23 protein-coding genes and 1 pseudogene are annotated in these 25,658 nt (G+C 59.1%); 11 read left to right on the forward strand and 13 right to left on the reverse strand.

Going from position 1 to position 25,658, the window contains the following annotated elements; all coding sequences use genetic code 11:
• A partial coding sequence (locus BW994_RS16665) for a hypothetical protein (protein ID WP_139334170.1) occupies positions 1 to 337 on the reverse strand: 337 nt, incomplete at its 3' end.
• 208 nt (positions 338 to 545) lie between these two features.
• On the opposite strand from BW994_RS16665, the gene BW994_RS16670 reads away from it, so the two are divergent.
• Positions 546 to 1,487 carry a LysR family transcriptional regulator gene (locus BW994_RS16670; protein ID WP_051657589.1) on the forward strand — a complete coding sequence of 314 codons (942 nt, stop codon included), beginning with the start codon at positions 546 to 548 and terminating at the stop codon, positions 1,485 to 1,487.
• Positions 1,488 to 1,690: 203 nt separating this feature from the next.
• On the opposite strand, the gene BW994_RS20565 is transcribed toward BW994_RS16670, so the two are convergent.
• Positions 1,691 to 2,245 (reverse strand): transposase, encoded by a 555-nt coding sequence (locus tag BW994_RS20565; protein WP_029313426.1) that lies wholly within the window; start codon positions 2,243 to 2,245, stop codon positions 1,691 to 1,693.
• A gap of 162 nt (positions 2,246 to 2,407) precedes the next feature.
• Here BW994_RS20565 and BW994_RS16680 point away from each other — a divergent pair, with 162 nt between their 5' ends.
• Positions 2,408 to 3,421: a LysR family transcriptional regulator gene (locus BW994_RS16680; protein WP_081849198.1), complete on the forward strand. Its 1,014-nt coding sequence runs from the start codon at positions 2,408 to 2,410 to the stop codon at positions 3,419 to 3,421.
• Here BW994_RS16680 and BW994_RS16685 read toward each other — a convergent pair.
• The 5 genes from BW994_RS16685 to trbL form a co-directional block, all read right to left on the reverse strand.
• A complete protein-coding gene (locus tag BW994_RS16685; RefSeq protein ID WP_456303725.1) occupies positions 3,357 to 3,701 on the reverse strand; it encodes a DUF2274 domain-containing protein in 345 nt (114 codons plus the stop codon). The two genes, BW994_RS16680 and BW994_RS16685, sit on opposite strands and share 65 nt — an antisense overlap.
• Positions 3,655 to 4,842: a TrbI/VirB10 family protein gene (locus BW994_RS16690; RefSeq protein ID WP_051657591.1), complete on the reverse strand. Its 1,188-nt coding sequence runs from the start codon at positions 4,840 to 4,842 to the stop codon at positions 3,655 to 3,657. The genes BW994_RS16685 and BW994_RS16690 overlap by 47 nt, the downstream gene beginning before the upstream one ends.
• Before the next feature lie 113 nt (positions 4,843 to 4,955).
• A complete protein-coding gene (trbG, locus tag BW994_RS16695) occupies positions 4,956 to 6,050 on the reverse strand; it encodes a P-type conjugative transfer protein TrbG (protein WP_081849196.1) in 1,095 nt (364 codons plus the stop codon).
• A complete protein-coding gene (gene trbF / locus BW994_RS16700) occupies positions 6,047 to 6,730 on the reverse strand; it encodes a conjugal transfer protein TrbF (RefSeq protein ID WP_029313418.1) in 684 nt (227 codons plus the stop codon). The genes trbG and trbF overlap by 4 nt, the downstream gene beginning before the upstream one ends.
• A gap of 4 nt (positions 6,731 to 6,734) precedes the next feature.
• Positions 6,735 to 8,039, reverse strand: coding sequence for a P-type conjugative transfer protein TrbL (gene trbL, locus BW994_RS16705; protein ID WP_029313417.1), 1,305 nt, complete (start codon positions 8,037 to 8,039; stop codon positions 6,735 to 6,737).
• A 423-nt stretch (positions 8,040 to 8,462) separates the two neighbouring features.
• Here trbL and BW994_RS16715 point away from each other — a divergent pair, with 423 nt between their 5' ends.
• The 4 genes and pseudogenes from BW994_RS16715 (at position 8,463) to BW994_RS20295 (ending at position 12,099) form a co-directional block, all read left to right on the forward strand.
• A complete protein-coding gene (locus BW994_RS16715; protein ID WP_051657587.1) occupies positions 8,463 to 10,118 on the forward strand; it encodes a Mu transposase C-terminal domain-containing protein in 1,656 nt (551 codons plus the stop codon).
• Positions 10,115 to 11,017: a TniB family NTP-binding protein gene (locus BW994_RS16720; protein WP_211252809.1), complete on the forward strand. Its 903-nt coding sequence runs from the start codon at positions 10,115 to 10,117 to the stop codon at positions 11,015 to 11,017. Before BW994_RS16715 ends, BW994_RS16720 begins: the two co-directional genes overlap by 4 nt.
• A 41-nt stretch (positions 11,018 to 11,058) precedes the next feature.
• A pseudogene (locus BW994_RS20570) lies at positions 11,059 to 11,463 on the forward strand (TniQ family protein); the annotation flags it as partial.
• Positions 11,464 to 11,592: 129 nt separating this feature from the next.
• On the forward strand, positions 11,593 to 12,099 hold the full coding sequence (locus BW994_RS20295; protein ID WP_245801595.1) for a hypothetical protein: 507 nt from the start codon (positions 11,593 to 11,595) through the stop codon (positions 12,097 to 12,099).
• A gap of 81 nt (positions 12,100 to 12,180) precedes the next feature.
• Here BW994_RS20295 and BW994_RS16730 read toward each other — a convergent pair whose 3' ends face one another.
• Positions 12,181 to 12,810: an NAD-dependent epimerase/dehydratase family protein gene (locus tag BW994_RS16730; protein ID WP_051657586.1), complete on the reverse strand. Its 630-nt coding sequence runs from the start codon at positions 12,808 to 12,810 to the stop codon at positions 12,181 to 12,183.
• A gap of 49 nt (positions 12,811 to 12,859) precedes the next feature.
• On the opposite strand from BW994_RS16730, the gene BW994_RS16735 reads away from it, so the two are divergent.
• Entirely contained in the window at positions 12,860 to 13,768 is a 909-nt protein-coding gene (locus tag BW994_RS16735; RefSeq protein ID WP_051657585.1) for an AraC family transcriptional regulator, read from the forward strand.
• 128 nt (positions 13,769 to 13,896) lie between these two features.
• On the opposite strand, the gene BW994_RS16740 is transcribed toward BW994_RS16735, so the two are convergent.
• Positions 13,897 to 14,643, reverse strand: coding sequence for a hypothetical protein (locus BW994_RS16740; protein WP_029313411.1), 747 nt, complete (start codon positions 14,641 to 14,643; stop codon positions 13,897 to 13,899).
• Between the two features lie 139 nt (positions 14,644 to 14,782).
• On the opposite strand from BW994_RS16740, the gene BW994_RS16745 reads away from it, so the two are divergent.
• Both BW994_RS16745 and BW994_RS16750 read left to right on the forward strand, forming a co-directional pair.
• The gene (locus tag BW994_RS16745) at positions 14,783 to 15,232 is read left to right on the forward strand and encodes a GNAT family N-acetyltransferase (protein WP_029313410.1); all 450 of its coding nucleotides are present in this window, start codon (positions 14,783 to 14,785) and stop codon (positions 15,230 to 15,232) included.
• The gene (locus tag BW994_RS16750; RefSeq protein WP_029313409.1) at positions 15,229 to 16,185 is read left to right on the forward strand and encodes a tyrosine-type recombinase/integrase; all 957 of its coding nucleotides are present in this window, start codon (positions 15,229 to 15,231) and stop codon (positions 16,183 to 16,185) included. The genes BW994_RS16745 and BW994_RS16750 overlap by 4 nt, the downstream gene beginning before the upstream one ends.
• A 231-nt stretch (positions 16,186 to 16,416) precedes the next feature.
• On the opposite strand, the gene BW994_RS16755 is transcribed toward BW994_RS16750, so the two are convergent.
• Positions 16,417 to 17,988 carry a PIN domain-containing protein gene (locus BW994_RS16755; protein WP_076454737.1) on the reverse strand — a complete coding sequence of 524 codons (1,572 nt, stop codon included), beginning with the start codon at positions 17,986 to 17,988 and terminating at the stop codon, positions 16,417 to 16,419.
• A gap of 392 nt (positions 17,989 to 18,380) precedes the next feature.
• Here BW994_RS16755 and BW994_RS16760 point away from each other — a divergent pair, with 392 nt between their 5' ends.
• Together BW994_RS16760 and BW994_RS19370 are read left to right on the forward strand one after the other, a co-directional pair.
• The gene (locus BW994_RS16760) at positions 18,381 to 18,776 is read left to right on the forward strand and encodes a VOC family protein (protein WP_029313404.1); all 396 of its coding nucleotides are present in this window, start codon (positions 18,381 to 18,383) and stop codon (positions 18,774 to 18,776) included.
• A 300-nt stretch (positions 18,777 to 19,076) separates the two neighbouring features.
• Positions 19,077 to 19,820 carry a hypothetical protein gene (locus BW994_RS19370; protein ID WP_139334172.1) on the forward strand — a complete coding sequence of 248 codons (744 nt, stop codon included), beginning with the start codon at positions 19,077 to 19,079 and terminating at the stop codon, positions 19,818 to 19,820.
• A gap of 525 nt (positions 19,821 to 20,345) precedes the next feature.
• Here BW994_RS19370 and BW994_RS16770 read toward each other — a convergent pair.
• From BW994_RS16770 to BW994_RS16780, 3 genes are read right to left on the reverse strand one after another with little or no spacing between them, the layout of a single operon-like run.
• Positions 20,346 to 23,510, reverse strand: a complete 3,165-nt coding sequence (locus BW994_RS16770; RefSeq protein ID WP_029313401.1) for a type I restriction endonuclease subunit R — start codon at positions 23,508 to 23,510, stop codon at positions 20,346 to 20,348.
• 12 nt (positions 23,511 to 23,522) lie between these two features.
• Positions 23,523 to 24,791, reverse strand: coding sequence for a restriction endonuclease subunit S (locus BW994_RS16775; RefSeq protein ID WP_076454739.1), 1,269 nt, complete (start codon positions 24,789 to 24,791; stop codon positions 23,523 to 23,525).
• Complete coding sequence (locus tag BW994_RS16780) at positions 24,788 to 25,396, reverse strand: N-6 DNA methylase (protein ID WP_139334173.1); 609 nt, start codon at positions 25,394 to 25,396, stop codon at positions 24,788 to 24,790. Before BW994_RS16780 ends, BW994_RS16775 begins: the two co-directional genes overlap by 4 nt.
• Positions 25,397 to 25,658 lie beyond the last annotated feature (262 nt).

Genomic DNA, 25,658 nt, shown 5'->3' on the forward strand with positions numbered 1-25,658 from the left:
AGCCGCCGTTATGGTTGAAGCCGGTGAGTGCCGCGTATTGTGTAGTGGTGCCGCCATTGACTGTGCCGAGCGCCGCATAGTCGGCCCTGGTGCCGCCATTGGTTGGGTTGGCGAAGGTCGGGTAGTTCTGCCCGCCGTTGCTGGCGATTACCCGCTCGGAGACCACCGGCGTGCCGTTATTGGCGAAGCTGGGATACTGCTCGCCGCCGCCGGCCGTCATGGTTTGAGCAACCACCGGGTTGGCCGGCATTACCACAATGCCCTGATCGGCATGGGCGACCGCACCCAGCCCGAACACACCAACCACAACCGCCGCCATCAGAGTTTTCGTAAACATCGTCATTATCCTTCAAAAAGCCTCGGCCTCGTTGGGGGTCGGGGAGGACTTAGCGTCCTTGTGTGAGACCGATATAGGAGGACGATAAGAATCAATAAAGATGATTGGACTTCTCAAACCATTCGTTATAACAGAACATAAGAAGCCGCTGGGTCCGGCTTGATCCTCTCGTTGGGGATGATTTCAACCACATGTGAAAGCCTACCGAATGACGCTTGATCAGTTGCAAATTTTTACGGCTGTCGCCGAGCGTGAGCATGTCACGCGTGCCGCGGAGGCCATGGACATGACGCAATCCGCGGTTTCCGCTGCGGTCGCATCTCTTGAGCGGGAGTTCGGCACCAAGCTGTTTCACCGGGTCGGGCGGGGCATCGTGCTGACGGAAGGCGGCAAGCTGTTCCTCACCGAGGCGCGTGCCGTGCTGAACCGGGCGGAGGCGGCGGCGCTGGCGATGCGGGAGTTTTCCGGCTTGACGCGCGGGCGGCTCGAAATCAAGGCGAGTCAGACCATTGCCAGCCATTTCCTGCCGGAGCCGCTGGTCGAGTTCCACAAATCCTATCCCGGCCTCGCGCTTGCGGTGTCGGTCGGCAATTCGTTGCAGGTCGCACAGGCCATCATCGATGGTGAGGTCGAACTCGGCTTCACCGAAGGACCCGAAGGCGAGGCAAGCCATCCCCAACTGGTTAGCGAACTGATCGCGCAAGACCAACTCGTCATGGTGGTCAGCACTAAGCATCCATGGGCAAGACAGAAGAAGTTCAGCGTTGAAGACCTGGCGGCGGGTACTTGGGTTCTGCGGGAGGACGGTTCCGGAACGCGCGCGGCTTTCATCCAAAGGCTCAAGACACTGGGCGTGCCTTACGACAAGTTGCGGATTGTGATCGAACTGCCGTCCAACGAGGCCGTTCTCGCCGCAGTTATCGCCGATGCGGGGGCAGCCATATTGTCAAAAAGCGTCTGTGCCAGCGCGCTGCGGACGGGGACGCTGAAAGCGATGCCGGTGTCGCTGGCGCCACGGGCCTTCTGTGCCGTTCAGCATGCCGAGCGCTACCGCTCCCGCGCAGTGGCCGCATTTCTCGGTATTCTGCGCAGCGACGCTACTTCAAGAACTGCGACAAGCCGGCGACACGAAGAGATACGTGATCCGTAATTATTATAACGATTTCGCCTCTTTGGGTTCTTTGTTTTCCGCTGCCAGCACAGCCTTTACCGAATGACAAGACCTGCTGTCAGTTTCCCCACCGTACTCGACTCTGTGTCAGACACCCATTAATTTCAATTGATTAGCTGGCAGTTTTGACGACAGAAGCTGTTGAAGGAAGCTGGTGATTTCGGCGGGATTTGCGGATGCCGCTATTTTATGGAGCGCGCCGAGGCCGAGCGCAAAGAGCGACCAAGCTCTGCGGCCATGTTTCTTGATTGGGATGGAGCCGAGCGGCCGCGACGCCGGTTTTGACGCAGATCGTCACGCTCAGGGCGAAGCTGGCCAAGGTTCCGGCAAGCGCAGCTTGCTGGAAAGCCAGCGGAGGGGAGCACAGCCAGCAAGGTGGAGAGCTTGCCGGGATCGGTGATGTGCGTGTCCTCCAGATTGAAGCCCTTGGTTTTCAGATTTGCGAACATGGTCTCGATGGTCCACCTCTGGCGATAGCCGGCCAGCGCGTGGTGAGGCTTGCTGGAACAAGCCAGTGCCAGAAGCTCGTTTGTTGGCAAGCGCATCACGACGATCCGCAGGCGCGGCGAGCCTTCGCCAGCACCTTGCCCCAGACGGCACCAGCCCTTGAGGATCATTTTCTGACCCTTCCCTAGGCGCTGTGCGATGCCGGCGATCGTCCAGGTCTCAAAGCCCTCGCGCACGACATGCTGGTTCTCGCGAAGCCGCAGGATGAAAGGGATCTTCCGGGCACTCATACCAACCCGCGTTGACATCAACACACTGCCCAGTCGCGTTGGCCTATTGACGTGATGCGGGTGGGGTCTGCGATCAACAGTACCGCCCGCAAGCACGGCGGTCGTGCATATGTTTAACCCACGCCAGATATAACTCTCCAAGAGCGCTAAGTTTCTATTAACATGTTCGGTACAAAAGCTGATGCTTGTAAATATTGCATCGGAGCTTTTTTGCCCAAAACTCCGCCCCAGGCTATTCCTCTTGTATTTTCTGGTGCGGTCAAGCTCGTGTCGATTTCCCAGGCGCTTGTGGTTGCCGAGCAACTTAGCTTCACTCGTGCGGCCAAGGTTCTCGGCATCCGGCAATCGACGGTCAGCCGCCGGGTGCGGGCGTTGGAAGATCAGCTTGGCGTCTCGCTGTTTGAACGCGATGTCATAGGCGTCCGGCTGACCGAAGCTGGCCGGCGGTTTCTGGAAACGGCGCGATCAGGCCTTGCCGAGATTGATCATGCGGTGAAGGGCGCGGCCAGCGCGGGGCGCGGTATTGAAGGCGTAATCCGGATCGGGATCATGTCATCGGTATCGACAGGTTTCGTGCGTGAACTGCTGCGGGCGTTTCATGAATCCCATCCGGCCATTTTGATAGACGTCACTGAAGGTTCAGCAAGCGAGCACATCGCGCGGATCACGGAGCGCCAGGTCGATGTCGCGTTCGTCACCGGAAGGTCTGCGCCGCTGCGCTGCGATACTCTCCTATTGTGGGAGGCGCGGGTCCATGCTGTTCTGCCGGAGAGTCACGTTCTGGCTGGCAGCACATCCGTCGGCTGGAACGCCCTGAAGGACGAGCATTTCATCGTCAGCCGTGATGCACCCGGCCCTGAGATCCATGACTACATCGTGCGGCGCTCGGCGAACCTTGGCCATAGCCCTGCGGTCGAACACCATGACGTATCTCGGGAAACCCTGATGCACCTGGTCGCCCTCGGCTTTGGATTGAGCCTCGTCAGCGAAGGTGCCACCGGAACCCGCTATCCGGACGTGGTGTTCCGGCCACTCACTATGCCGGAAGATGTGCTGCCCTATAGCGCCATTTGGTTGCCGGGGAACGACAATCCAGCATTGCGGCGCTTCCTCAGTCTGGCGCGGTTGATGTCGCAGGGGCTGCGGACGCCGAAGGCGCCGAACCTTGCTTCGTAATCCTCCGTGCTTTGGCAAAGCCGCGGTCGCCGGCGATGAACCGCGCCAGCATCGGCGCGATAAGCTTGACCGGATCATGGACAGGCTGCCCGGTTTCCTGGGCCAGTGCTGCCGCGTAAGCGACAAGGTCTCGGTGCACGGCAGCCGGCAACTCCACGGTGAGCTTGACGGGTTTATCATCGGCAAGCGCACCGAGTCTTAGCTTTGCCATCGATCTTGTCCTTTGCTCTCGCTCATCCTTTGTAAGGCGCCAGCACCAGGTCGCGGTTGACCATGACATCCACCGGAAAGCCTCGCCGGATGGTGAGCGTCGGCTGGATGCGGAGATCGCGCTGGACGATCTGCTGGCCGGTTTGGTTGAAACTGTTTGAGGCGCCGCTGCGGATCGCCTGGATCAGATCGTTCGCGTTGTTGCTGGTGCCGGCCTGGGTGCCGACGCTGAGCAGCGTCGATAGCATCGCCGCCCTGAACAGCCCGCCCCAGTGATTATCGACACCATCCTCCAGCCCCGAATAGCCAGCGGTGTCGATGCCTTGCAGACGGTCCAGCACGATGGACTTGCCGTTCGGCATGAGCAGCCGGGTCCAGACCAGCAGCACGCGGGACTGCCCGAAGGCGATCTGGCTGTCGTATCGGCCAATCAAGCGCGCACCTTGCGGGATGAGCAGGAAGTCCCCGGTCGGGCTGTCATAGACATCCTGCGTCACCTGGGCGGTGATCCGGCCAGGCAGGTCAGAGCGGATGCCGGTGATCAACGCGGCGGGAATGATGGCGCCCGCCTGCACCACGTAGGGCGAGGCAGGTGCCACCAGCCGGTTCAGACTGACGATGCGCTGATCGGCCACACCGCTGATAAAGGCCTGCTTCTGGTCCTGCCCGTCCGGCATGAAGGCTGTGTTGGCCGATGTCGGGGCACTCTCATCTTGCAGTGCCGGCCCATCTTGCAGTGCCGGCCCATCTTGCAGTGCCGGCCCATCTTGCGGTGCCGGCTCGGTGGCAGGCGCGGCGGCCTGTATCTGCATTCCAGAATGCTGCTGAACATCGGTATGGACGAAGAGCCGGCTGGTTAGAGCCGCCTCGCGTTCCTGGGCAAGACGCTGGGCTTCCGGATTGGCCTTGCCCGTGCTTGTAGACCTGGCGGTATGCGCATTGAGCATTAGCGGACCGAGATCGCCAGGCAATGGCGGACCAAGTGGCGGCACCTGCCTCGGCAGACCCGTATAATCCTTCGGGAGATTGGCAAGGCCGCCTGCGGTTGTGCGATGATCCGTGTCGTAGAGTTCCTGCGGCGGCGTCTGGCGGCCATGGTTGCCCTGCAATGCCCATACCACGGCACCAGTGATTGCGATGATGGCGACAGCGGAACCGCCCGTGAGCACCTTGCGCGAAAGCCGCATGACGCGCGGGCGCTCGGCGCGCAAGCGGAAGGGCGCGCCCGGCTCATTGCGGGATTGGGGCGGTTCGCCATCTGATCCGGGATATTGCTCTGGTCCCGGATGTCCTGCCGCCTGTGGCTCGGCATCAGAAGCGCCGCTCATCGCGGCCTTCCATCGGTCCGCACGATCCGCACCTGCTGATGCTTGCCGCCGAGCCGCAGCTCAGCGGCGGCAAACAGCCGGTCGACAATGTAGTAGTTGCCGTGAACACGGTAGTTGACCAGCTGGCCATCACCTTGCGGTCCGATGATGAACAGCGGCGGCATGTCGCCTTGGGCAATGCCGGGCGGCATCTCGATATAAACTTTCGCGCCATCATCAAAGGCGGTGAGCGGCCGCCAGGGTGGGTTATCGCCGGTGATGCGGTAGCGGAAGTGAAGCCGTGTGACGTCGACGCCGGCACTAATGGGTGCCGCCGCATTGGCTGCTGCGTTCTCGCCCCGCAACGCGATCAACGCGTCTTCTGGATACTGCCAGGACACCGAGGCCATGTAGGTGTGCCGGTCGGAATGCAGCTCCAGCAGATAGGTCCGGCGGTCAGTGTTAATCACGAGGTTGGTCGTGAGGCCGGGCCGGGTCGGCTTGACCAGGATATGCACACGCTGTGCAGCGCCGCTGCCGCTCTCGGTGTCGCCGATGATCCAGCGTACCGTGTCACCAGCGGCGACCGGGCCGGAACCGGTCAACCGCTCGCCTGGCTCCAGCTCGATGTCGGTCACCTCGCCCGGCGCGGTATAGACCTGATAGAGCGCGCCAGCGGAATACGGATAGACCTGCACGGCGTTGATATAGCCGTCGCGGGTTGGCTGTACGCGGGCCGCGGCATCGGCAATTGCAACGCGTACCTTTGGATTGCGCGGTTCAGGCGGCGGTGAATGTTCCTTCGGTAATTTCCTGAGCTGGCCAGGCAGTGGCAACGGCGTGGGCATCTCGACGATCCGCACCGGCTTGGGCGGATCAGGCTGCAAGGCAGCTGGACGCAACGTGTTGTCGTAGGTAATCGCCGGCGGCTTTTGTGGCGTGGTGCAGCCGGCAAGTCCGCTTGCGGAAAGCAGCAAAGCCAAAACACCAAAGCTCCGGAATCGCGGATGAGCGGGTTTTACTGGAACCGGCGGAATGACTATAGTGCCCTTCAGAAAAGCCGCATTGTTAGAAACCGGCGGCGCAATTTTGTTGGAATGCGGGGCGCTCATTTGCCGAACTCCTTTGACCAGCTGATCGCATCGACATAGATGCCGAGCGGGTTCTTGCGCAGCTGGCCGGCAGTGTGCGGGGTCTCGATCACGACGGTGAGGATGGCGGTCCAGCGCACCGTCGCGGCAAGCTGGTCATTCTCGTAATGCCGCTCAATCCAGGCAACGCGGAAGGAATTGGGCGAGGCGCGGATGACGGAGGAAACCTCGACCGAGACCTGCGCCTTGCCAAGTTTGGCAAACGGGTCATTGACGCGGGCATAATTGTTCAGTGCCGCCGCGCCGTGGTTGGTGGTAAAGTCATAGGCGCGTAGCCAGTCCCGGCGAAGCACTACAGGATCATCCGGCAGGCCGCGCACGTTTTCGATGAACTGTGCCAGATCATACGCGATCTCAGGATCGGTTGGCTGATAATCGGTGGTGGCGGGTCCCACCGCCTGAGGCTGGCCCAGATGATCAACCTGCACGACCCAGGGCGTAATGGTGCCGCGCGCCGACTGCCATACCAGCCCGCCGGCGAGGCCGCTCGCGAGGATCAGCGAGCCGAAGGCCATCAGGCGCCAGTTCTTCGCCTGGACGCGGGCGGAGCCGATCCGCTCGTCCCAGACCTGCGCCGCCTTCTGGTAGGGCGTCGCTGGCTCGGGTGTGCGTCCGTATCGCACGGAAGGGCGCTTGAACATGCTGCTATTCCCCTTCGGAAAGATCAACGGAATGACCGCCGCCATGAGCATCGCCGGATTTAACGGCATGGGTCGCTGCGGACACGCCCCGGCTCATCACCTGGCCGCGTTGCATGCGTTTCGCCCAAGCGGGCGGGTCATTGACCGATCCGCTCGGCTGGGCCGTACCGCTGGCACCGGCCTCACCCCCGGACGCGGAGCCACTTCCCGTCACGGCCTTGCCACCCGCGTCAAAGCTGCTGGCGAGGCTGGCTGCGCCGCGGCGCAGCGGGCTGGTGACCGCCGAAGCTGTCTTGGCGGCGCCGGTGGTGATGACGCCAGAGGCGCCACCGGCGCCATAGGCAGCCGACGCGCCGCCTGCGAGGGCCGCACCGCCACGGGCAACGCCACCGGCGGCACCGGCAGCGGCGCCAATCCCGCCCGCCGCCATGCCCACGCCCGCCGCCCCTGTGGCGATAATGCCGGCACCGGCGGCGGCTGTGGCCACGGCGGCGCCCGCGCCAAGCTGCGGGCCGCCGGAGACCAGGCCATTGGCGATGCCGGGACAGAAGATACCAAGCCCGAGCAGCGAAAGCGCCGCCAGTACCAGCGACATCGCATCCTCGATCGTCGGCTGCGCGTTGCCGAAGCCGGCAGTGAACTGCGAGAACAGCGTCGAGCCGATGCCGACGACAACGGCGAGCACCAGCACCTTGATGCCGGAGGAGACGACATTGCCGAGCACCCGCTCGGCGGCAAAGGCTGTCTTGCCGAACAGGCCGAACGGGATCAGCACGAAGCCGGCGAGCGTCGTCAGCTTGAACTCGATTAGCGTCACGAAGAGCTGGATCGCCAGGATGAAGAAGGCGAGGATCACCACGATCCAGGCAAACAGCAGCACGATGATCTGAATGAAGTTCTCGAAGAAGCTGACATAGCCCATCAAGCCGGAAATCGAGGCGAGGATCGGCTTGCCGGCATCAAAGCCAACCGCGGCGATGCGGCCAGGCTCCAGGAACGAGGCTTCGGAGAGGCCGGTGCCGGAGGCCAGCAGGCCAAGACCGGCGAAGCTCTGGAAGACGATGCGGGCAAGTGTCGTCCAGTTGCCGATCAGATAGGCGAAGACGCCGACGAACAGAGTTTTCCTGACCAGGCGGCCAATGATGTCCTCGTCACTCCCCCAGGACCAGAACAAAGCCGCGAGCGTCACGTCAATCACGATCAGCGTGGTGGCGAGATAGGCCATCTGGGGCTTGAGCAGCCCAAAGCCGCTATCGATGTACTGGGTAAAGACGTTGAGGAACTGGTCAATGACCCCGGCGCCGCCCATGACGCTATTTTTCTCCTGGCGCGGCGGCGGGATCAGGTCGGCTTATTGCAAATGGTCGTTCTGTTGGCTGAGGCGGGGCCTTCCGCGATGGCGCTGATGACGACCGGACGTTACTTGGCGGGGCCACATCGGCGGCGGCCGCGTGCTGTGCCGAAGATACCGACACTGGGATATGCTGAGGCGGCGGTGAAGCGCGAGGCACAGCAGAACGTCGGGACACAGCGGACGCTGATTCACCGGAGGCAAAGAATTGCCGGCGGTTTTCTGCCCAGACTCGTTCGCAAGTGTCAGTTTCCCTTAAAGAGTAGATTCTGGAAGGGGCATTTCGTTGATTTTGCTGGGTGGCGATACGGCGAAATTTCCCTTGATGTGTAGACTTATCCCGTAGACAGTAGACTCACTTTCGTGGAAGGAGGCGTCTCATTGTCTCGGTTAACGGACCTTCACGACTATGACACCCGCGTTTGGGCGCTTGGGCAGCAGCGTCTCAAGGTCGTGGCGGCTCTAGCCACTGCGGAGCGTACCGACAAGAAGTCGATTGAGGCGGCCGCGTGGGAACTCGGTATCAGCCGAGCCTATTGCTATCGGCTGCTTCGGCGTTACCGTGAGAACCCGACCGTTACGCGGCTAATGCCGCAATCACGTGGCCGCGTGTGTGGGCGCAGGTTCCTTGATCCGGCAGTCGACGCTGTCGTTGAAGCGGCGATAGACGAGTTTTATCTGACACCGGAACGTCCGACGATGGCCGCCCTGGTGCAGGAAGTCGCGCGGCGTTGTGCTCGAAAATCGCTCAAGGCGCCGACATACAAGGCGGTTCTTGCACGGGTGAGGGCTCGCAAAATACGGGACGTGCTTAAAAAGCGAGAGGGCGTGGCGCGCGCTCGTGCCGTGACGGCGAGGGTCGCCGGTCACTTGGTATCCGACGGCCCGTTTGCACTTGTGCAGATTGACCATACCCTGACCGACGTCATTGTGGTGGCCGAGGGGAGCCGGCTGCCCATTGGCCGTCCATGGCTGACGTTGGCGATCGACGTTGCCACGCGGGCGGTTGCCGGGTTTTACCTGAGTCTCGAACGACCCTCGGCGCTCGCGGTTGCGTTGGTATTGAGCCACGTTGTTCTCCCGAAAGACAGATATTTGCGGGGCAGGAGAGTGGACGTTGCGTGGCCAATGTATGGCATTCCGGATCGTATTCATCTCGATAATGCAAAGGAATTTCATTCGCAAGCGCTTTCACGAGGGGTTCAGCAATATGGGATCAAGGTCGATCACCGGCCGCCTGCGCAACCTCACTGGGGCGGGCACATCGAAAGGCTGATCGGAACGATGATGGGGGCTGTGCATCTGCTGCCAGGCTCCACGTCCAGCAACACCATACAGCGCGGGGCTTACGATTCGGAGGCAGCAGCCGTGATGACGATGGGGGAACTCGAAACCTGGCTCGTGCATCAGATCGCTGGTGTCTATCACCACTCAGTGCATCGGGCGCTTGGCAAAGCACCGATTACGGCGTGGACCGAGGCAGTAGCGCAGGCGAGCCGACCGTTGAGAACCGCGCCAAATGCGGACAAGTTTTATCTTGATTTCTTGCCGTTCCGGAAGCGAAGTGTTCAACGCGGCGGCGTCTCGCTGTTCAACGTCACTTACTCTGACGCCGTCATCTCAACTTTCTTGTCCAGGCCACGCCAAAAATTCCTGATTCGATATGACCCGCGCGACATGTCGCAAGTCTATTTGCGTGATAACGATGGTGCGTATTGGCCAATTCCCTATAGCGACCGCCGCTTACCTGCTGTCACGCTATCCGAGATCAACGCAGTGCGCCGACAGCTGCTGGATGCCGGTCACAAACGGCTTACACAAAGCAAGGTTTTCGAGGCGTTGGACCGGCAACGTGAACTGATCGAGCAGGCTACCCTAAAGAGCAAAGGGGCTCGGCGCGATCTCGATCGTGCGCGGCGCGGGCTGCGCGAAGCGGAAGCTTCGGCGGCTGCCCCGGTCGAAAGATCGGCAGACATAGAAGGTGCCGAGGACAACATCAGTCCGATTACCCCGTTTGCCGTGGAGGAGTGGTCGTGACCGACTATCAACATCTTGCAATCGAGCACCGAGCTGTTGCGGACCTGCCTGACGCAGACCGTATCCAGTGGATCCGCGCCGAGCGATGGATCAACCATCCTAACGCCGAGTTGGCCTTGGCATGCATGACCGACCTGCTCACCTATCCGCAGCGCAACCGTATGCCCTGCTTGCTAATTCATGGCCGGACCGGCATGGGAAAGACAATGATCCTGAAGAAATTCCATCGGGACCACCCCAAAATCGCCGACCCAAGGGTCGGTGTCACCCAAACTCCGGTTGTCCTGATGCAGTTGCCGCCTGAACCGACCGAGGTGCCCTTCTATGAGGAACTTCTTGGCGCGATGGGGTTGCCACTAGTGGGAGAAGTCAGCAGGACACGGGCACGTCGCATGGCGCGTGAGGCGCTCAAGATCATCGGCGCCCGAATACTCGTTATCGATGAAATCCACGCTCTCCTGGTCGGCGGTGATCGGCAGCAGCGCATTTTCCTCAATGTGATCCGCTTGTTGGCCAATGATCTGGAAATGCCGCTCGTGTGCGCTGGAACGCCGGAGGCTCGGCGAGCGCTGTTGACGGACAATGGACTGGCAGACCGTTTCGAATCCGTGGAGTTGCCCCGCTGGACCAATGGCCTGGAGTTCCGCCGCCTGCTGGCAAGTTTTGCCGCTATCCTCCCGTTGCGCAATCCATCGGACCTCGATCACGAGAAGATACGTTTGGCCATCCTGAAGCTGTCCGACGGAGTCACCGTCCGGATTGTCCGGCTGCTCGAATGGCTGGCAATTGATGCAATCCAACGGGGAACGGAGTGCATCGAAGTTACCAGCTTCGACGCACTGCCTAAACGTGCGCCACTACTCTCCATGGAACGTCGCCGCCCGGAGTTCGCGTCCTGAGCCAGCGGCGCAAAGTCGCTGTCGAACCGGTAGCGCTTCCGATTGTTCCGCCTTATGAGGAAGATGAACTCATCTCCTCGTGGCTCGCTCGTGTCGCGCGCTTTTATGGACACTCTGTTGCCGGATTGCTCTCCGAGAACGGCCTGGAGCCAAGCAAAATCGATCTCGCAGCGGTTGACATTGGTCTGGCTGGTGCGCCGGTCGCTCAAATGGCGTTCCTACTCAACATCACCGTAAACACACTTACTGCGCGCACGATATTGTCAGCCTATCCTTGGGCTATGAATGGCCTTGCTCGAGAGCGAGGCGTTTTCTCGTTCAGTTTATCGGCCCCCTTGCGACCAGCGGCGTGCTCGTGGTGCTTGGAGGAACAGAAAGCGACACGGGGTTTCTCGTGGATGCGGCGAGAGTGGGTTTTGGCCTGTCGCACCATGTGTTCCCGGCATTCGGTTCGGCTGATCGAGGTCCGCGAGGGAGGCGTTGGTCCTGGATGGGAGGATTTCTTCAAGCGTCACCCTCGCGTGCAGCAAGCCACGTGCGCCGGACCTCACACTTTAGCGGCCTGCCCGTGGCCAGTGTCGCAGCCAGACGCCGGCGCGATCGGTCAGTTGAATGAGCAATTGCTGCAGGTCCAGAACATCCTGGCGGCAGATCCGAATCGCGGTAAGCGAGGCGCATCTGACGACGCAGTCAGGCTGGCGCTTACGATTGAAGACGTTTTATGGGCGTTAACCAGGGCCGATCGAGCCTTTCCGGAACGTCTCGCCTATGAGGCATTCGCTTTTCATGTCTTTGATAGCGAATGGCATTTAGCGCGGCGTCGTTCAGTGGTACCAGCGGATTACACACGTTTCGGCGTTCATGTCCGTCACTCGATGATGGCATCAGCCACGGCCATCGCTAGCGGCGACACCTTGCCGTTCGGATTGTGCTTGCCGCGTGTCTCGTCGGATAACGAACTCGCTTTCCTACTCTTTATTCTCAGCGAATCTGATGCGCAGGAACTGGTTCAGCGCAGCTGTCAGTGGCCGGAACGGTCACGAATTGCATTGCTTGACGGTAAACGCCAACCCAGCAGTTAATAAAGTTCGCACTGATGGTTTCTGCGAAATCAACCATAGAGTCTACAGTTTAAGGGAAATCGGCGCCGCCTTCCGCAGAATCTACTCTTTAAGGGAAACTGACACCTCCACAGTCTCCTCCGTGCGTGCGCGGGCGATGCCGGGCGAGTCGGATGGGGGCACATCGTTTTCCGTGCCGAGCCGGGAAGCCCGCCTTGTGTCGCTGGACAGTCCGATCGTGCCGAAGGTCGTCACCAGCGGCCGGCCCGATCCCTTCAGGGCCGCACCGAGTGTCTCGATCGCATGCTTGTCCGCTTCAGCCGAAACTGCCATGAAGCGTGAGACGATGCCGGTTGGCAGGCCGCCGAGCAGGATGTGCAAACGCTTCCGCAACGGAACCTGCGAGAGGCCGTGCATAAAGGCGAGATGGATCACACCGTCCGCTGCCGCAGCAGCATTGCGGAGGCTTTCCAGATTATCAATATCGCCGAGATGTGGCTCGATGCCCTTGGCGCGCAACGCCTTGGCCTTTTCTTCGGATCGGGCGAGCGCCGTCACAGAATGGCCCGCGCCGATCAGTTCCTTGACAACGGCGGACCCGACGAAGCCGGTCGCTCCAGTGACAAATACACGCATGATATGCTCCTCTTGTGTTTGGAAAGCCGCCTGGATTGGCGGGACTGGATCGTCCGGCGACGCATTCACCGGCGACTTTTTTTTACCGAAAGACATCTGGATGTGATATAATAAGAAGTCCAATTTTGTTTATCAGGAGTCCATAATGGATCCGTTTTCGCAAGTGATTGCTCTGCTGAAGCCGCAGGCTGTCTTCTGGTACCTTGTCGAAGCGCACGATGATTGGACGATCCGCTTTCTGCCGTCGACCGTCGTTGTCTTTGGCCAGATGATCGAGGGCGCGGGTCGTGTTGAGCGCGATGACGGTGCCGGTCTCGACATGGCCGCCGGCGATTTCCTGTTGATGCCGGCACCACCGCCCTGGACAATGACGGGCGGCGCGGGTGGTCCTCCAGTCGATTACAAGGCCTTGATTGACGATCCAGGCTTGCTGGTCACCACGCGGCCAAACCCGACAGTCACGTGTTTTATTGCCGGGGCCTTCGCCTTCGCCCCGGCCAATGCAGACCTTGTCGCGAGCCTCATGCTGCCGGTCGCCCATGTCCGCGGGACTGATCCGCTGCTTGGCCGTCTTGGCGCACTGCTGACGGCCGTGGGGGAGGAGGCCGTGGGCGATCGCCCCGGCCGGTCGCTCGTGCTTGATCGGTTGCTTGAGGTCTTGCTGATCGAGGCGCTGCGGCATCGGTCAGACACTGTCCCCGGTTCGGATCGGGGTCTGTTAGCGGGCCTGGCGGACACAAAGGTCGGCAAGGCGCTACGCATCATGCACGAGGACGCAAAGCGTCCATGGACGGTTTCGACGCTCGCCAACGCCGTCGGCATGTCGCGATCTGCCTTCGCAGCCCGCTTCACGGACATCATTGGCATGCCGCCGATCGATTACCTCGCCAATTGGCGCATAACGCTCGCCAAGGAGGCTTTGGTGTCATCGAACCTGCCGATGACCGAAATTGCCGAAATCGCCGGGTATCAATCTGTCAGCGCTTTCAGCACCGGCTTTAAGCGGGCCACCGGCCTATCGCCGAAGTTCTACGCGCAGTCGTTCGCGACCTGAGCGGCGAACGAGATGCGGCCGATTAGACGGCAAATGATCTAAAATCAAGACTTTGGAAAGTGGGTGGACCGCATTAAAATCAGTGACTTATACGATCCGAAAGATACGTCAGAAAGCCATTTCAGTTATCAAACTCTAAGAGCGAATGAGGCGGCGACCGCAGAGACCGCAGGGCCCTCCGTAAATTTTCCAAGGGCGTGCAGATGACGCAAGATCACCTCAAATTTTGCGTATGACCCACCCCCTTGAGCGGCCTCGGTTGCAAGCACGTCGATCTCACCGGCGAGTTGCTCGATTGCATGTTTGCGCTCCCCCACCTCTTGGGGGGGCAGGAGATTTGCCCCAGACCGGGCAAAAATATGCGAGGTCTGAACTAGGTCGGTTGCGACAGCCTTGAGGGACGCTGCGCGACAACGGAGCACTACGTCTTTTCGGAGGTCTCTCAAGTCGATCAATATTGCCCAATCCCGCTTCCTCGTTTCGGAATCCAGTTGGTCAATAAGGGATTTTGTTGTGTAAATACCCCATTCGGTGCCACCTGCATGGATTACGAGATGCCGGCCATCGGAATCATCGGCCTGATGACTTTGCCAAAGGGTATAATCGCTGACGATTGGGTTGACTGTGTCCCAGGGCAAGCCCGCGTCCAGAAGGTTTTTTGCCAAGCGGAATGAGCAGAGGTCTGCATATCCAAAGGCCGCCCATCGCCAGCGTTTTGCGTCTGCGATCTCTGCGGGTGCGTCTGGCGCGTAGAAACCAGGTAAAATTCCGGTTGCCTTGAGCAGTCCGCGCTTGAGCCAGGTTCGGAACCCCTCATAGCCAATACCGGCGATTTCGGCGGCAAGGGATGTGCTGACAGATATATTGGTGTTCATGAAACCAATATATCCACAAAACAATTGGTGTCAATAGAACTGATTTAATGACATACATATATGATAATGTCCTTTATCAGATATATTGCAGATGGAGAAACGATCGGGATAGAGCATTCCACGACCAAGGGAGGGCCTGATGACGCCAACCATCACTATGAGCGACAAACCCGATCCGGACGTGCGCGCCGCGATCGGTGCGCCGCTGTTCAGCTTTAACGTCGCGCGATCGGGCAGTGACGACAATTTCTGCCACCTCGTCCTGACCCTTACGCTGCCCGGTGCCACCGAAATAATGGGCGGCCTCTGGGGTCATACCGGTTGGGATTATCTCCACATCGAGTACCTGGTTGTGCCTGAGGCCATACGCAGCAGCGGAATCGGTCGTGAACTTATGCGCCAGGCTGAGGACGAGGCGGTTCGACGCGGATGCCATCGCGCCTGGCTGGACACGTTTAGCTTTCAGGCGCGTGGCTTCTATGAGCGGCTCGGCTACACCGTATTTGGAATGCTGGAGGATTTTCCGCCTGGTCATAGCCGGTTCTTCCTCAAGAAACTCCTCATACCGGCGACCGTACAGCAAGCATGAACGCGCTCGTGGTTCTCAGCCCGCCGGCGCTCCCTGCACTCGTTACGGCCGGCGGGGAGCATGCCAGCATCCGCTTTCTTGAGTTCTTCGCGTCGACCATCCGCAACCCGCACACCCGCCGCGCCTACGGCCGCGCCATCACGGACTTCCTCACCTGGTGCGGCGAGCATTGCGTTGTATCGATCTCCGCGGTCCAGCCGCTGCACGTCGCGAGTTGGGTCGAGCTGCAAACCCGCGAGATGTCGGCGCCGACGGCGAAGTTGCGCCTGGCGGCGATCCGGCACCTGTTTGACTGGCTGGTGACCGGCCAGATCGTGCCGACCAATCCGGCTGCATCCGTTCGGGGTCCCTTGCATAGCGCCAGGAAGGGGAAAACCCCGGTGCTGGAACCGGCCGAGGCGCGCGCGCTGCTGGACAGCATTGACATCACAACGCCAGCGGGGCTGCGCGACCGGGCGCTGATCGCGCTGATGGTGTATTCGTTCGCTCGGATCGGTGCCGCGCTGGCGATGCAGGTCGAAGATGTCTTTACCCAGAAGCGCCGGCTTTGGGTCCGTCTCCGTGAGAAAGGGGGCAAACACCATGAAATGCCATGCCATCATAACCTTGAAGCCTATCTGGTCGCCTACATCGAGCGCGCTGGCTTGGCCGACGATCCCAAGGGGCCGTTGTTTCGGACAATTGGCCGAGGCACCGGGCGCTTAACCAAGACGCCCCTCCCCCAGGCAAATGCCTATGCGATGATTGGCCGGCGCGCCACGGCGGCCGGGATCGAGACCAAGGTGGGGAACCATAGTTTTCGGGCGACGGGAATCACGGCCTATCTTAAAAATGGCGGAACACTGGAAAGTGCTGCGGCTATGGCCAACCATGCGAGCACCCGAACCACGCAGCTTTATGATCGCCGACAGGACGACATCAGCCTCGACGAGGTTGAGCGAATCAGGGTTTGATCTGCACCGGACATACGCACCAGCACGTTCCAATTTAAGCCCGCATTTTGATTGTAACGCATCATTTGTGAAATATGCACCGCCTCGTCCGCAATGGGTGGAGAGCTGACAGGCGGCTTTCGATCTGCTCCGGGATAAAAGCCGACGTTCGCCCCCCCCCCCGATATCTTGGATCATCACTTGATGGCCGTTAAGGGAATGGGGGAGAGCAAACAACGCTTCAGCATCGACCTATACGCGCGCTCTTTCGCGCGCGCGTGCTGACCGGCCTAGAAGATCAACAAGAGCACGACCTTTGTCCAATGTAGGGCCGTTCTCATAGTGGAACCGAACAGGCAATCTTGCCATGCATGCGTCGGCGATATTGTGCACGTTGACGCAAATCTCGATTGCGGCCGAGGTTGCGACCTGCTCATTCGGTCTGACCTTGAGCGCAAATTTTAGCGGGTCTTGTCCATGACGCCAGCTGGCGCATTCGAGCTCCATGGTTTCAACCCAGTCACGCCGTCCAACACGCCAATAGAATGCGTCCGACTCTCTAACCTTGGGGGAAGAAAAATCCCGAAGGTAACGAGGGACCGCACTTGCTGTCGCGAAGGCACTCGCGTTCAAGCCGCGGGACACACCGAATAGGTCACCAGTTCCACGGTACATACCGGCTGCGTCGACGGTTTTGGTCCGACCGCGCGGTGGCGGCGGCGGTAGCGGAAGCTCAAAAGCCGCAGTCTTGGCGCATCCCTGCTCTTCGTTATCTTCATCCTCGTCAAGGTCTGCATCGTTTAGGAGTGCGATCGCGCCTTGAGACCGAATGGTCAGAAGGGCCCCCACCGCCGGACGGGTTCCGGCGTTCGTGGCGATGGCTACCACAAGCGGCCATTCCTTTTGTGCCCCGAGCCTATCGTGCATGGATGCAAGCAACAATCGAACCGACGCTAGCCAATTCGGATAGTCCTCCGTCTTGTAGCGATTGATTTCCTCTTCGTTCGCCGGTTCGTATACAGATAGACGACCAAAGACCGAAAGTTGCGAGACGCGTTCGAACCGGTCGAGGAGCGCGTCCGTCGCTCGAGGTTGCGCGCGCTCGAATGACGTAGCCTGCGGACAAAGCCGCTGGACGTCAGCTATCAACTCGTCGATCTCAGCTTCGCTTAAAGCAGGCCAGTGAGTCAGTCTTTCCTGGAGTTCCGTCAACAGCTCTCCCTCTGCACTGCGAAAGCCCAGCTCCACTTTCGGCTCGGCGGCGCTCAGGCGCTGAACTTCGGCCTTCAGCCTGGCATTCTCCTTCGCGCTCTCGTCCGGTTCGGGCTGGCGTAGCCACTGCTCTGGCAAAAAGTGCACCGAAAGTCCGAACTCCGAAGCCGTCGTCCCGCAGATTGTGTCATCGGTGAGCAAAAGGACATCGTTGCCCTCCCCCCGTAGCCAGAGCGCGTAGTTGATCAAAGCTTGATCAGCATGTTCGAGGCGTAGCGCAGGATGGAGCACCTCCATTACGGGGCGCAGCTCGACCCGCTTGGCTACAGTAGGATCCGCCCGTCGAATTTGTGCTCGACGATCCGACCCTGTAATTAGCGTTCGAATCTCACTGCTCAGCTGTCGGGCGATCCTGTTCTGCCGCCCCGTTTGCGTCTTCAGCTTGTCGAGCTCACGGATCACCGGAGGCACAAAGACCACTTCGACTTGAGATCGACCGAGCTCGACCCAAGGAAGATCGACAAGAGCCTTGCCATGGATCAGGACATTTGCGTCGGGGACGACAACCAGGGGTCGCTCATCCTCTCCGATTCCCTGATCTACTGCGCTCATACCATAGGTTTAGACGGTCGCCGGACGAATGGGAAGGCCGGCAATCTGGTGCCCGATCCGACGTGCAGAGTGAGGCAATTCCCATCGAGTTCCGCAGGCGACGACATCGGCCGCGCAGATGATCCCTTGCAAACCGAGAACACGCCGGAGATCAACGAGATGACGGAACAGCGGGACCTCGCGGCGCGTGATTGGTGGCTTTGTGGACTATGAACACAAGAGGATAAAATGGCGGTCCGCCTCGTTCCGGCGCCGACTGGCGTTCCAATGGCCGCCTGCCCGCCCGACAGTCTGCGCCAATGAACGACGGCTTTCAGGATGGCTTGATGAGCCAACGACCGGCCGACTTGAGGTCGATTGCAGTCGGCCCGTGCTGTGCTTAGGTTGGCTCTATGCCCCCCGTTACCAAGCTCCGCGTTGCTCGACCTACGGATGACATTGATGGATTGATTCCGTTCTATCAGGACGGCCTCGGCCTCGATCTCCTGTTCCGCTTCGAGAGCCACGAAGGCTTTGACGGCATCATGTTTGGTCGGAGGGGCGCGCCTTATCACTTTGAGTTTACCCGCGTCCACGGCCATGCCTCCGGTCGCGCTCCAACACAGGATAATCTTCTGATCTTCTACCAGCCTGATCCGGGGGAGTGGAAAGCGGCGATAGCCCGAATGGTTGCGGCCGGGTTCATGCCCGTCCCGGCGTTCAACCCGTACTGGGATCGGTGTGGACGAACGTTCGAAGACCCTGACGGTTATAGGATTGTGATCCAGCATGACGATTGGAACATTTAATTGTCCGCAATTTACACCGTCTTAAATCGCTGGAATGGCATGCTGGTGGTCGAAATCGGCCGGCGCAACAATCTTGAACCGGATACGGCACATTGATTTCTATAACATCCGTTCGGCGACGTCCGGAAAAGGGTCCTATTCCGGACACGGTGGATGCGTGATAAACGAGAGCTATATACTACGGAATTGCCCTCCATGTACTCACCATCGCCAACCACAACCAAATTCTCGCCCAAGAGTTTTGGAGTCCATAAGAGTGTGATAACGTCCTTTAACACACTCATAGGTACCGATGTCCTGATGGCGAAACCTGCCCGCAAAACAATTCCCTCGGCGACAGAGCTGTACGTCCTCGATCAGAGCCGATATCGTTGCGCGTTGTGTTTTCGTTTGAATGGCAATCTAAACGAGAAGCGCGGTCAGATTGTTCATCTCGATCACGACCGGGCGAACTGCGTCGAAGATAACCTTGCGTTTCTTTGTCTGGATCATCACAGCCAGTACGATTCAAGAACAAGTCAGCACCGGAATTATACACCGCAGATCATCAAGAAGGCTCGGGCAAAGCTATATCAGGCCATCGCCGACGGTCATCATACCTCGAACAGTTATCCACGGAGCACTGTTCGTGAAACCGATCGGGTGATGTTCAGCGAGCTCGTGGACATGATGAATAGGTCTCGTACAGCGGATTTTTTGCGGCGAACGTGTTTTGGCAGCCAGTCATTCCACTGGCGAGAGTTAGACGAGATCGATAACTATTTGCAGTGCACGAATGGTGCGGAACACGAATTCATTGACCTTGACCTAGAGACATTGCGACAGAGATTCATCGCGGAATACGACACATTCCGATCGCTACTCGCCGAGAATACGAGACCGACCAAGCATAACCCCCCGTATCGGACTGTTCCGATGGAGTGGGAGGAAACCGACCCAAAACGCTACACCACAACAGTTATGATGCTTCGCGACGCCGCGGACAAAGTTTGCACTGCATACGACGAGCTAGTCAGGACGGCGAGGGAAAGGATGGCGCCATGACAACCGACCTCATCATCTCTGCCTCACCCGATTTCCTTCCTGCCGAGCAGTATGCGCCGCATTATCTGTAGGCGCTCGCAATCATCGGGGCTCGTGCTTGGCCGGGATCGTCAGAAACTTTCGTTACCGAGAACCACTGACCCCAACATCGAACCCCTGCGCTTATTGGTAGCAGCCAATGTTGGCGAGCACGGCGCGATGATGGCGAGCACAGTGGCAGATAATGTGAGCACAACGCTCGCCCCATTGGCAGCTAATCTGAGCAGGAATGCGCTCCGTTTGCGAGCACCTACACCTACTGAGGCCGTTCTGATTTCGATCCGATAGTACGGCACGACCAATGTCTAATTGTGGTTGACCCCGTCGGAAAGCCGACAGTCTCTTGTCCACCCAACCCGGCGGTACGCCGACGAAACCGCCAACGGCAGCTTCAGCGCAATAACGGAAATTTGGTAAATGCGCCTGATGCGCGCAGAGTAGCTTAAGCCACGATCTGATCTCCGGTTTCGAGCAGAAAGCAAATTTTCAGATTCGACTGTCCTCCCCGTCGTAGCGCTGCAATACGAAATCCCAAATTTGGTTCACCTTCTCGTCCCATAGTTGTTGCGGGTAAGGCGATTCAGGCAAGTCATTCAGTTTGACCCTAATCTCATTCCATACGGCGCCGCGGGTTTGCTGGTTTCCTGTCCAGTTCAACCCGTCGACCAATTCATGTAGCCGTGAGAGCAAGTGGCGAGCGACGGCTTTGACCTCGACTTCCTGCGCCTTGGTCAGTTTTGGCTCCGGGGTCGTTAGTAGGTCAAAGATTGCCAGCTCATCTTCGGACAATCCCTCCTTGGCAGCCCGCTGCTCTTCCTCGTCCAGGCCCTCGATGAACGAACGTAACTCAGCGAAAAAACGCTCGGCATCAACCGAGCCCGCGTTATACGCGGCGACGAGTTGCTCTAATTTCTCCACCAGATGCACGCGGGTGGGGTTGCGCCCGGCCATCTCCTGGACTTTTTCGGCGGCCATCTCGCGCAACCGTTCGGTGGCGACCCTTGGGCTGGTTTGGAACAGGCTGCCCAGTTTCTCAAAATCTATCCCTGAGAGGTCAACACGACCGTGCGCCGTATCTCCCTCAATGATCGGGGTGAGGATCGCGACTCCCTCCAGTTTTTCATCAAGTAAAGTTGCGATCTTTACTGAAATGGTGGAGATATCAACCGGTCCCAACTTGGCACGTACGCTATCGGCCAACGTATGGATCACGGCCACCTGCTTCAAATACGGCGCGGCGCGCTCATCGGGCAGCAGCGCCTTGTAAGCATTAGTGACGTTTCCGGCCAACCGGAGGAACGCGCGGCGCCGATCGTCTGGGGCAAGCAGAGCCTCAACACCCTGGCTGATGAGTTTCAACCGCATTAAGTGGTCGGCGGCCAGTATGGCGCTGGGATATGCGCCGTGGGATTCCGCAAAGCTCATTACTTCGCTCAGCGCCGTTTCCAGTAACCCGATCAGCTCGGCCTTGTCCTTGATCGGCGTTTCGCCCTTGCCGCCCTCGCCGCTGCCTCCCGCATAAACAGCCAGCGCCTTTTGTAGGTTGTTAAACACCCCCACATAATCGACGATCACACCCGAGCTTTTCCCTGTTGCCAGGCGGTTGGCACGGGCGATCGTCTGCATCAACGTGTGGTTCTTCATCGGCTTGTCGAGGTAGACGGTGCTAATCGAGGGCACATCGAAACCCGTGATCCACATGGCGCAGACAAACACAAGGCGCAACGGATCTTTCGGGTCCTTGAACTTCTGTTCCAGGTCTTCCCTCTGCAGCCGCGCACGGTGCGGGGTTATGTCCAGCCCCTTCTTGCGTAGATCATCAATCTCATTCTGCCCCTGGCTAACCACCACCGCCATATCCAGCTCGCGCAGCCACGCCAACCGCTCTAAGATAACGGCCCCCTCCGCCTCATAGGTGGTTTTCATCCGCGCCTCGTCGCTGGCGATCAACCGGGCAATGGCCGCCTTCACCCGGTCGTGCATCGCCACAGCGGTGGCCTTGTCGATTGCGACGAACATAGCCTTGCCGCGATAGCCGCGCATTGCGAAATGCAGCGCCACGTCCTCGGCGACTTTGTCCAACCGGTTGGGGTTGGTAATCAGCGTATATTGCCGGGCGAATTCGCGCCGGAGTTTTTCCTCCTGCGCGTCGTCGAGATTGGCGTCATCGGCAAGCGCGTCCAGCTCTTCGCGCAGGCTTTGCGCGTCTAGTTGCAGCTCGGGTTTGCGGGCTTCGTAGAAGAGCGGCACGGTCGCGCCGTCGCGGACGGATTGTGCGAAATCATAGACCGAGATGTAATCGCCGAACACTTCCCTGGTGCGACTGTCCTCGCCTTTGATCAAGGGTGTGCCGGTGAAGCCGATGAAGGCGGCGTTGGGCAGTGCTGTGCGCATGTTCAGCGCCAGCTGGTCGTATTGGCTGCGGTGCGCCTCGTCGGTGATGACGATGATGTCTGACCGCTCGGAGAGTAGCGGCATCGACTCATTATCGGCAGTCGAGAATTTCTGGATGAGGGTGAAAACGTAACGCTCGTTGCCCGCCAGCAAGGTTTTCAGATGCTCGCGCGATTGCGCCTGCGCTTCATGGAGCTTCTTGGTCAGCGCCCCGGCTGAGGCGAATTGCCCGGCGATCTGGTCGTCCAACTCGCTTCGGTCTGTAACCACCACAAAGCTGTAATTACCGCCCAGCCGCCGCAATACTTTTTCGGCGAACATCACCATTGAGAGGCTCTTGCCCGAGCCTTGCGTGTGCCAGAACACGCCAAGCCGGCCTTGGTTTTCGCTAATCTCCTGGACAGCCTGGATGGCACGGTTCACCCCCAGAACTTGGTGGTATTTGCCGATTACCTTTCGCAAGCCATCGCGGGTTTCATCGAAGAGGATAAAATTCTCGATCAGGTCTAAGAACCGCACCGGGTTGCAGGTGGCGCGGAGCATGGTCTCCAGGCTGGCGTCCTCGGGTGTGTTTTCTTCCAACCGTTTCCAGGGTGCGAACAGGTCATAGGGCGAGTGGCCAGCGCCCATCACCGTGTCGATGCCGTTGGAGAGGATCACAAATCCGTTAGCCACGAAAAGCTGCGGGATGGTGTCTTTATAGTCGCGTAGATTGTCCTCGTATGCGTCGGCCAGCGGTTTGGTGGGTGCTTTCCATTCGGCCAGCAGCAGCGGCAGTCCGTTGACGAAACCTATCGTATCCGGCCTGCGCCGATGCAGTACACCGTCGATCCAGACCTGGCTGGCCGCACAAAAATCATTGTTTTGCACCTCGCGCCAGTCAATCACGCGCACCGACACATCCTCGAATTTTTGCTCAGAACGTTTGATCTGCACGGGCACGCCCTCGACGACGAGGCGCAAAACCTCGTGGTTGGCTCGCACCGGCAACAGGGCGGAGCGGTCAGCGGTCAGGGTGGCTTCGGCCTGGCGCAGAGCCTCGTCAGGCAAGCCGGGATTCAGCTTTTTTAAGGCTGCACGCAGCCGGGCGGGTAGGTAAACTTGGTGGAAACTGGTTCGCCCGGTGGGGTTTTGCGGACCGTATTGTTCATCGTGCAAATTCAGCGGCGACCAGCCCAGCTCGGCGAGCAGCTTGAGGGCGGGCTTTTCAACGCTGTCCGCTTCGGAGGCGACGGTGCCGGTGAGCGATTTAGCCATACTTTTGCTCCCCTATTCCGCCGCCAGTTGTTGCTCTGCTGCCTCTACCAAGAGTTGGCCGGAGATGAGCCGGGGAAGCAAGAGGTCGCGGGAGGCGGCGAGGCGTTCGCAGCTTGCGCCGAGGCTACCCACAAGATCAAGCATAGGGCCTGCTGCTTTCTCAAACTTTTTGAATGGTTCGTCGGTCGCGGGAATGGCCATCACATAATTTGCTAGGCTATCTGTTCTTGCCCGCTGACGTCCAGTTGCGCCAGACATTGAGCCTCGAGCATGATTTCGGAATGAGTTCAGGCGAGACAGGCAATATGTGAATGCAGCCCCTGCCCGCGCTCCTCTCATGACAATAAATTCCGTTGAACCAAATCCGACATTTCCATTGGAGTTCAAGTCACGCACAAGACCGGTTTTTCCGTTTTCCAAACAAGGGGTGATACGAGCAAAGAGCGTGTCTCCATTCTTGAATTTGGCTCCGGAGTTCCCCTCGCGGCGCTCGGGAGGTGCAATTAATGAGGTCTGAGTATCAAGATACCCCATTGGAATGAAAGGTTTTAGACCTTCATTTGGAACACGTGTGCGTGGATCAAATTCGATCAAATCACTCGCGGTTCCCCATCTCCACCCTTCCGGTAGCATGCCGTTGGGGGTGTCGAGGATTGGGACGTTCTCATGGCCGGGGAAGCGGAAGCGGACGAACCATTCCTCGAACAGGCCGCGCGCCATCTCCTCCAGCAGTTTTACTCGCTGGCGGTTTGCCTCGATCAGATCGTCATACGCCCCAAGGATGGAGGCAATACGGCGCTGGGTTTCGATCGGTGGCAGGAAAAAGCGATACTTGCTGATATCCTTGCCGCTAATGTGCGGTACATTCACTCCTGTTGTGATGCTTTTTACATGCGCAGTGAATGACGGCGAGCCAATGATGTAGCGCAAAAATTGCACATCCAGAGTTGCTGTGCCTCGCATTCTGGTTACTCGCTGAACCAGAAGGGATGGTAAGTCGGCCTTGCGAACGTAAGCGAATTTAAGGCCGGCCTCTATCCACGGGCGATCCATAGCCAAGATTACGTCGTTTTCGCAAAGTTCGTATTTATCATAATCTCCAGTATCCGATCGAGGCCAGCACTTGACTCCTTCCCATCTGAGCGAGCCCTGCGCGACATTATCGCCACGCAGAAGACGGATGGCGTTAGCATTCTCATCAATGAATCGAGCGCTTTTGAACGGAAAGCCTGTTAAAGCGTTGATGTGCGAGCCTAGCTCAACTTCGGTCCAACTGGTCATGCCGCCAATATCTCAGCCACATTCTGCGCGATCACAGCCTGCAACCTCGCAGCCTCGGCGTTCAGCACGTCCAGCTCTTCCTGCAGGCCTTCCAGTTTTATGCAAAAATCTTCGTCCGTTTGCGCCTCACCAGCCGCCACTCCTACATAGCGGCCAGGATTCAGGCTCCAATCCTGCGCGGCGATGCCCGCTCGGCTAACCGCCTTGCACAGGCCGGGGATGTCTTTGTATCCGCCAGAACCAAAATGGTCTTTTAGTTCCGCGGCACTACCTGCCTCGTTCTCCATTGCCTCACCCCGCCACAGCCGGACTATGTTGGCTAAGCGCTCGATCTGCTCTGGCGTATAGTCGCGGTGCGCACGGCTGAGCTGGCGGAAAATATGCCTTGCGTCGATGAACAGCACCTCATCGGCGCGTTTGCCCTTGGCTTTGCCCTTGTCGAGAAACCACAGCGTGACCGGCAGGGTGACGGTGAAAAACATATTGGGAGAAGTGGAGATAATAACATCCAGAGCTATGATGGAATTTGGGTGACGGCGGTGATTGCTGATTCCGGGGTCAATTCGCCCACCATTCCGGGAGTAACTCGCCCGGCATTCCGGGATCTATTCGCCCACCCATTCCGACGTTAATTCGCCCACCCGTTCCGACTTTAATTCGCCCATGTGGGCGGGTTCGAGGAGGGGCCGGATTGAGGTCTCTGCTGGTTGGTTCAGGTTCACTCCCTTTGGCTGATCAAGGGAGCAGATGAATGCCAGTGGAGCGGATAGCGATGCGCGATGTGCGCGAGATTGTACGGCTGAGAATGGCGGGTCTGTCGACCCGGCAAGTGGGCATCCGGGTTGGGGTTGCGGCTTCGACGGTGCG

It is taken from the genome of Acidiphilium rubrum (assembly GCF_900156265.1).
Taxonomy (GTDB): Bacteria; Pseudomonadota; Alphaproteobacteria; order Acetobacterales; family Acetobacteraceae; genus Acidiphilium; species Acidiphilium rubrum.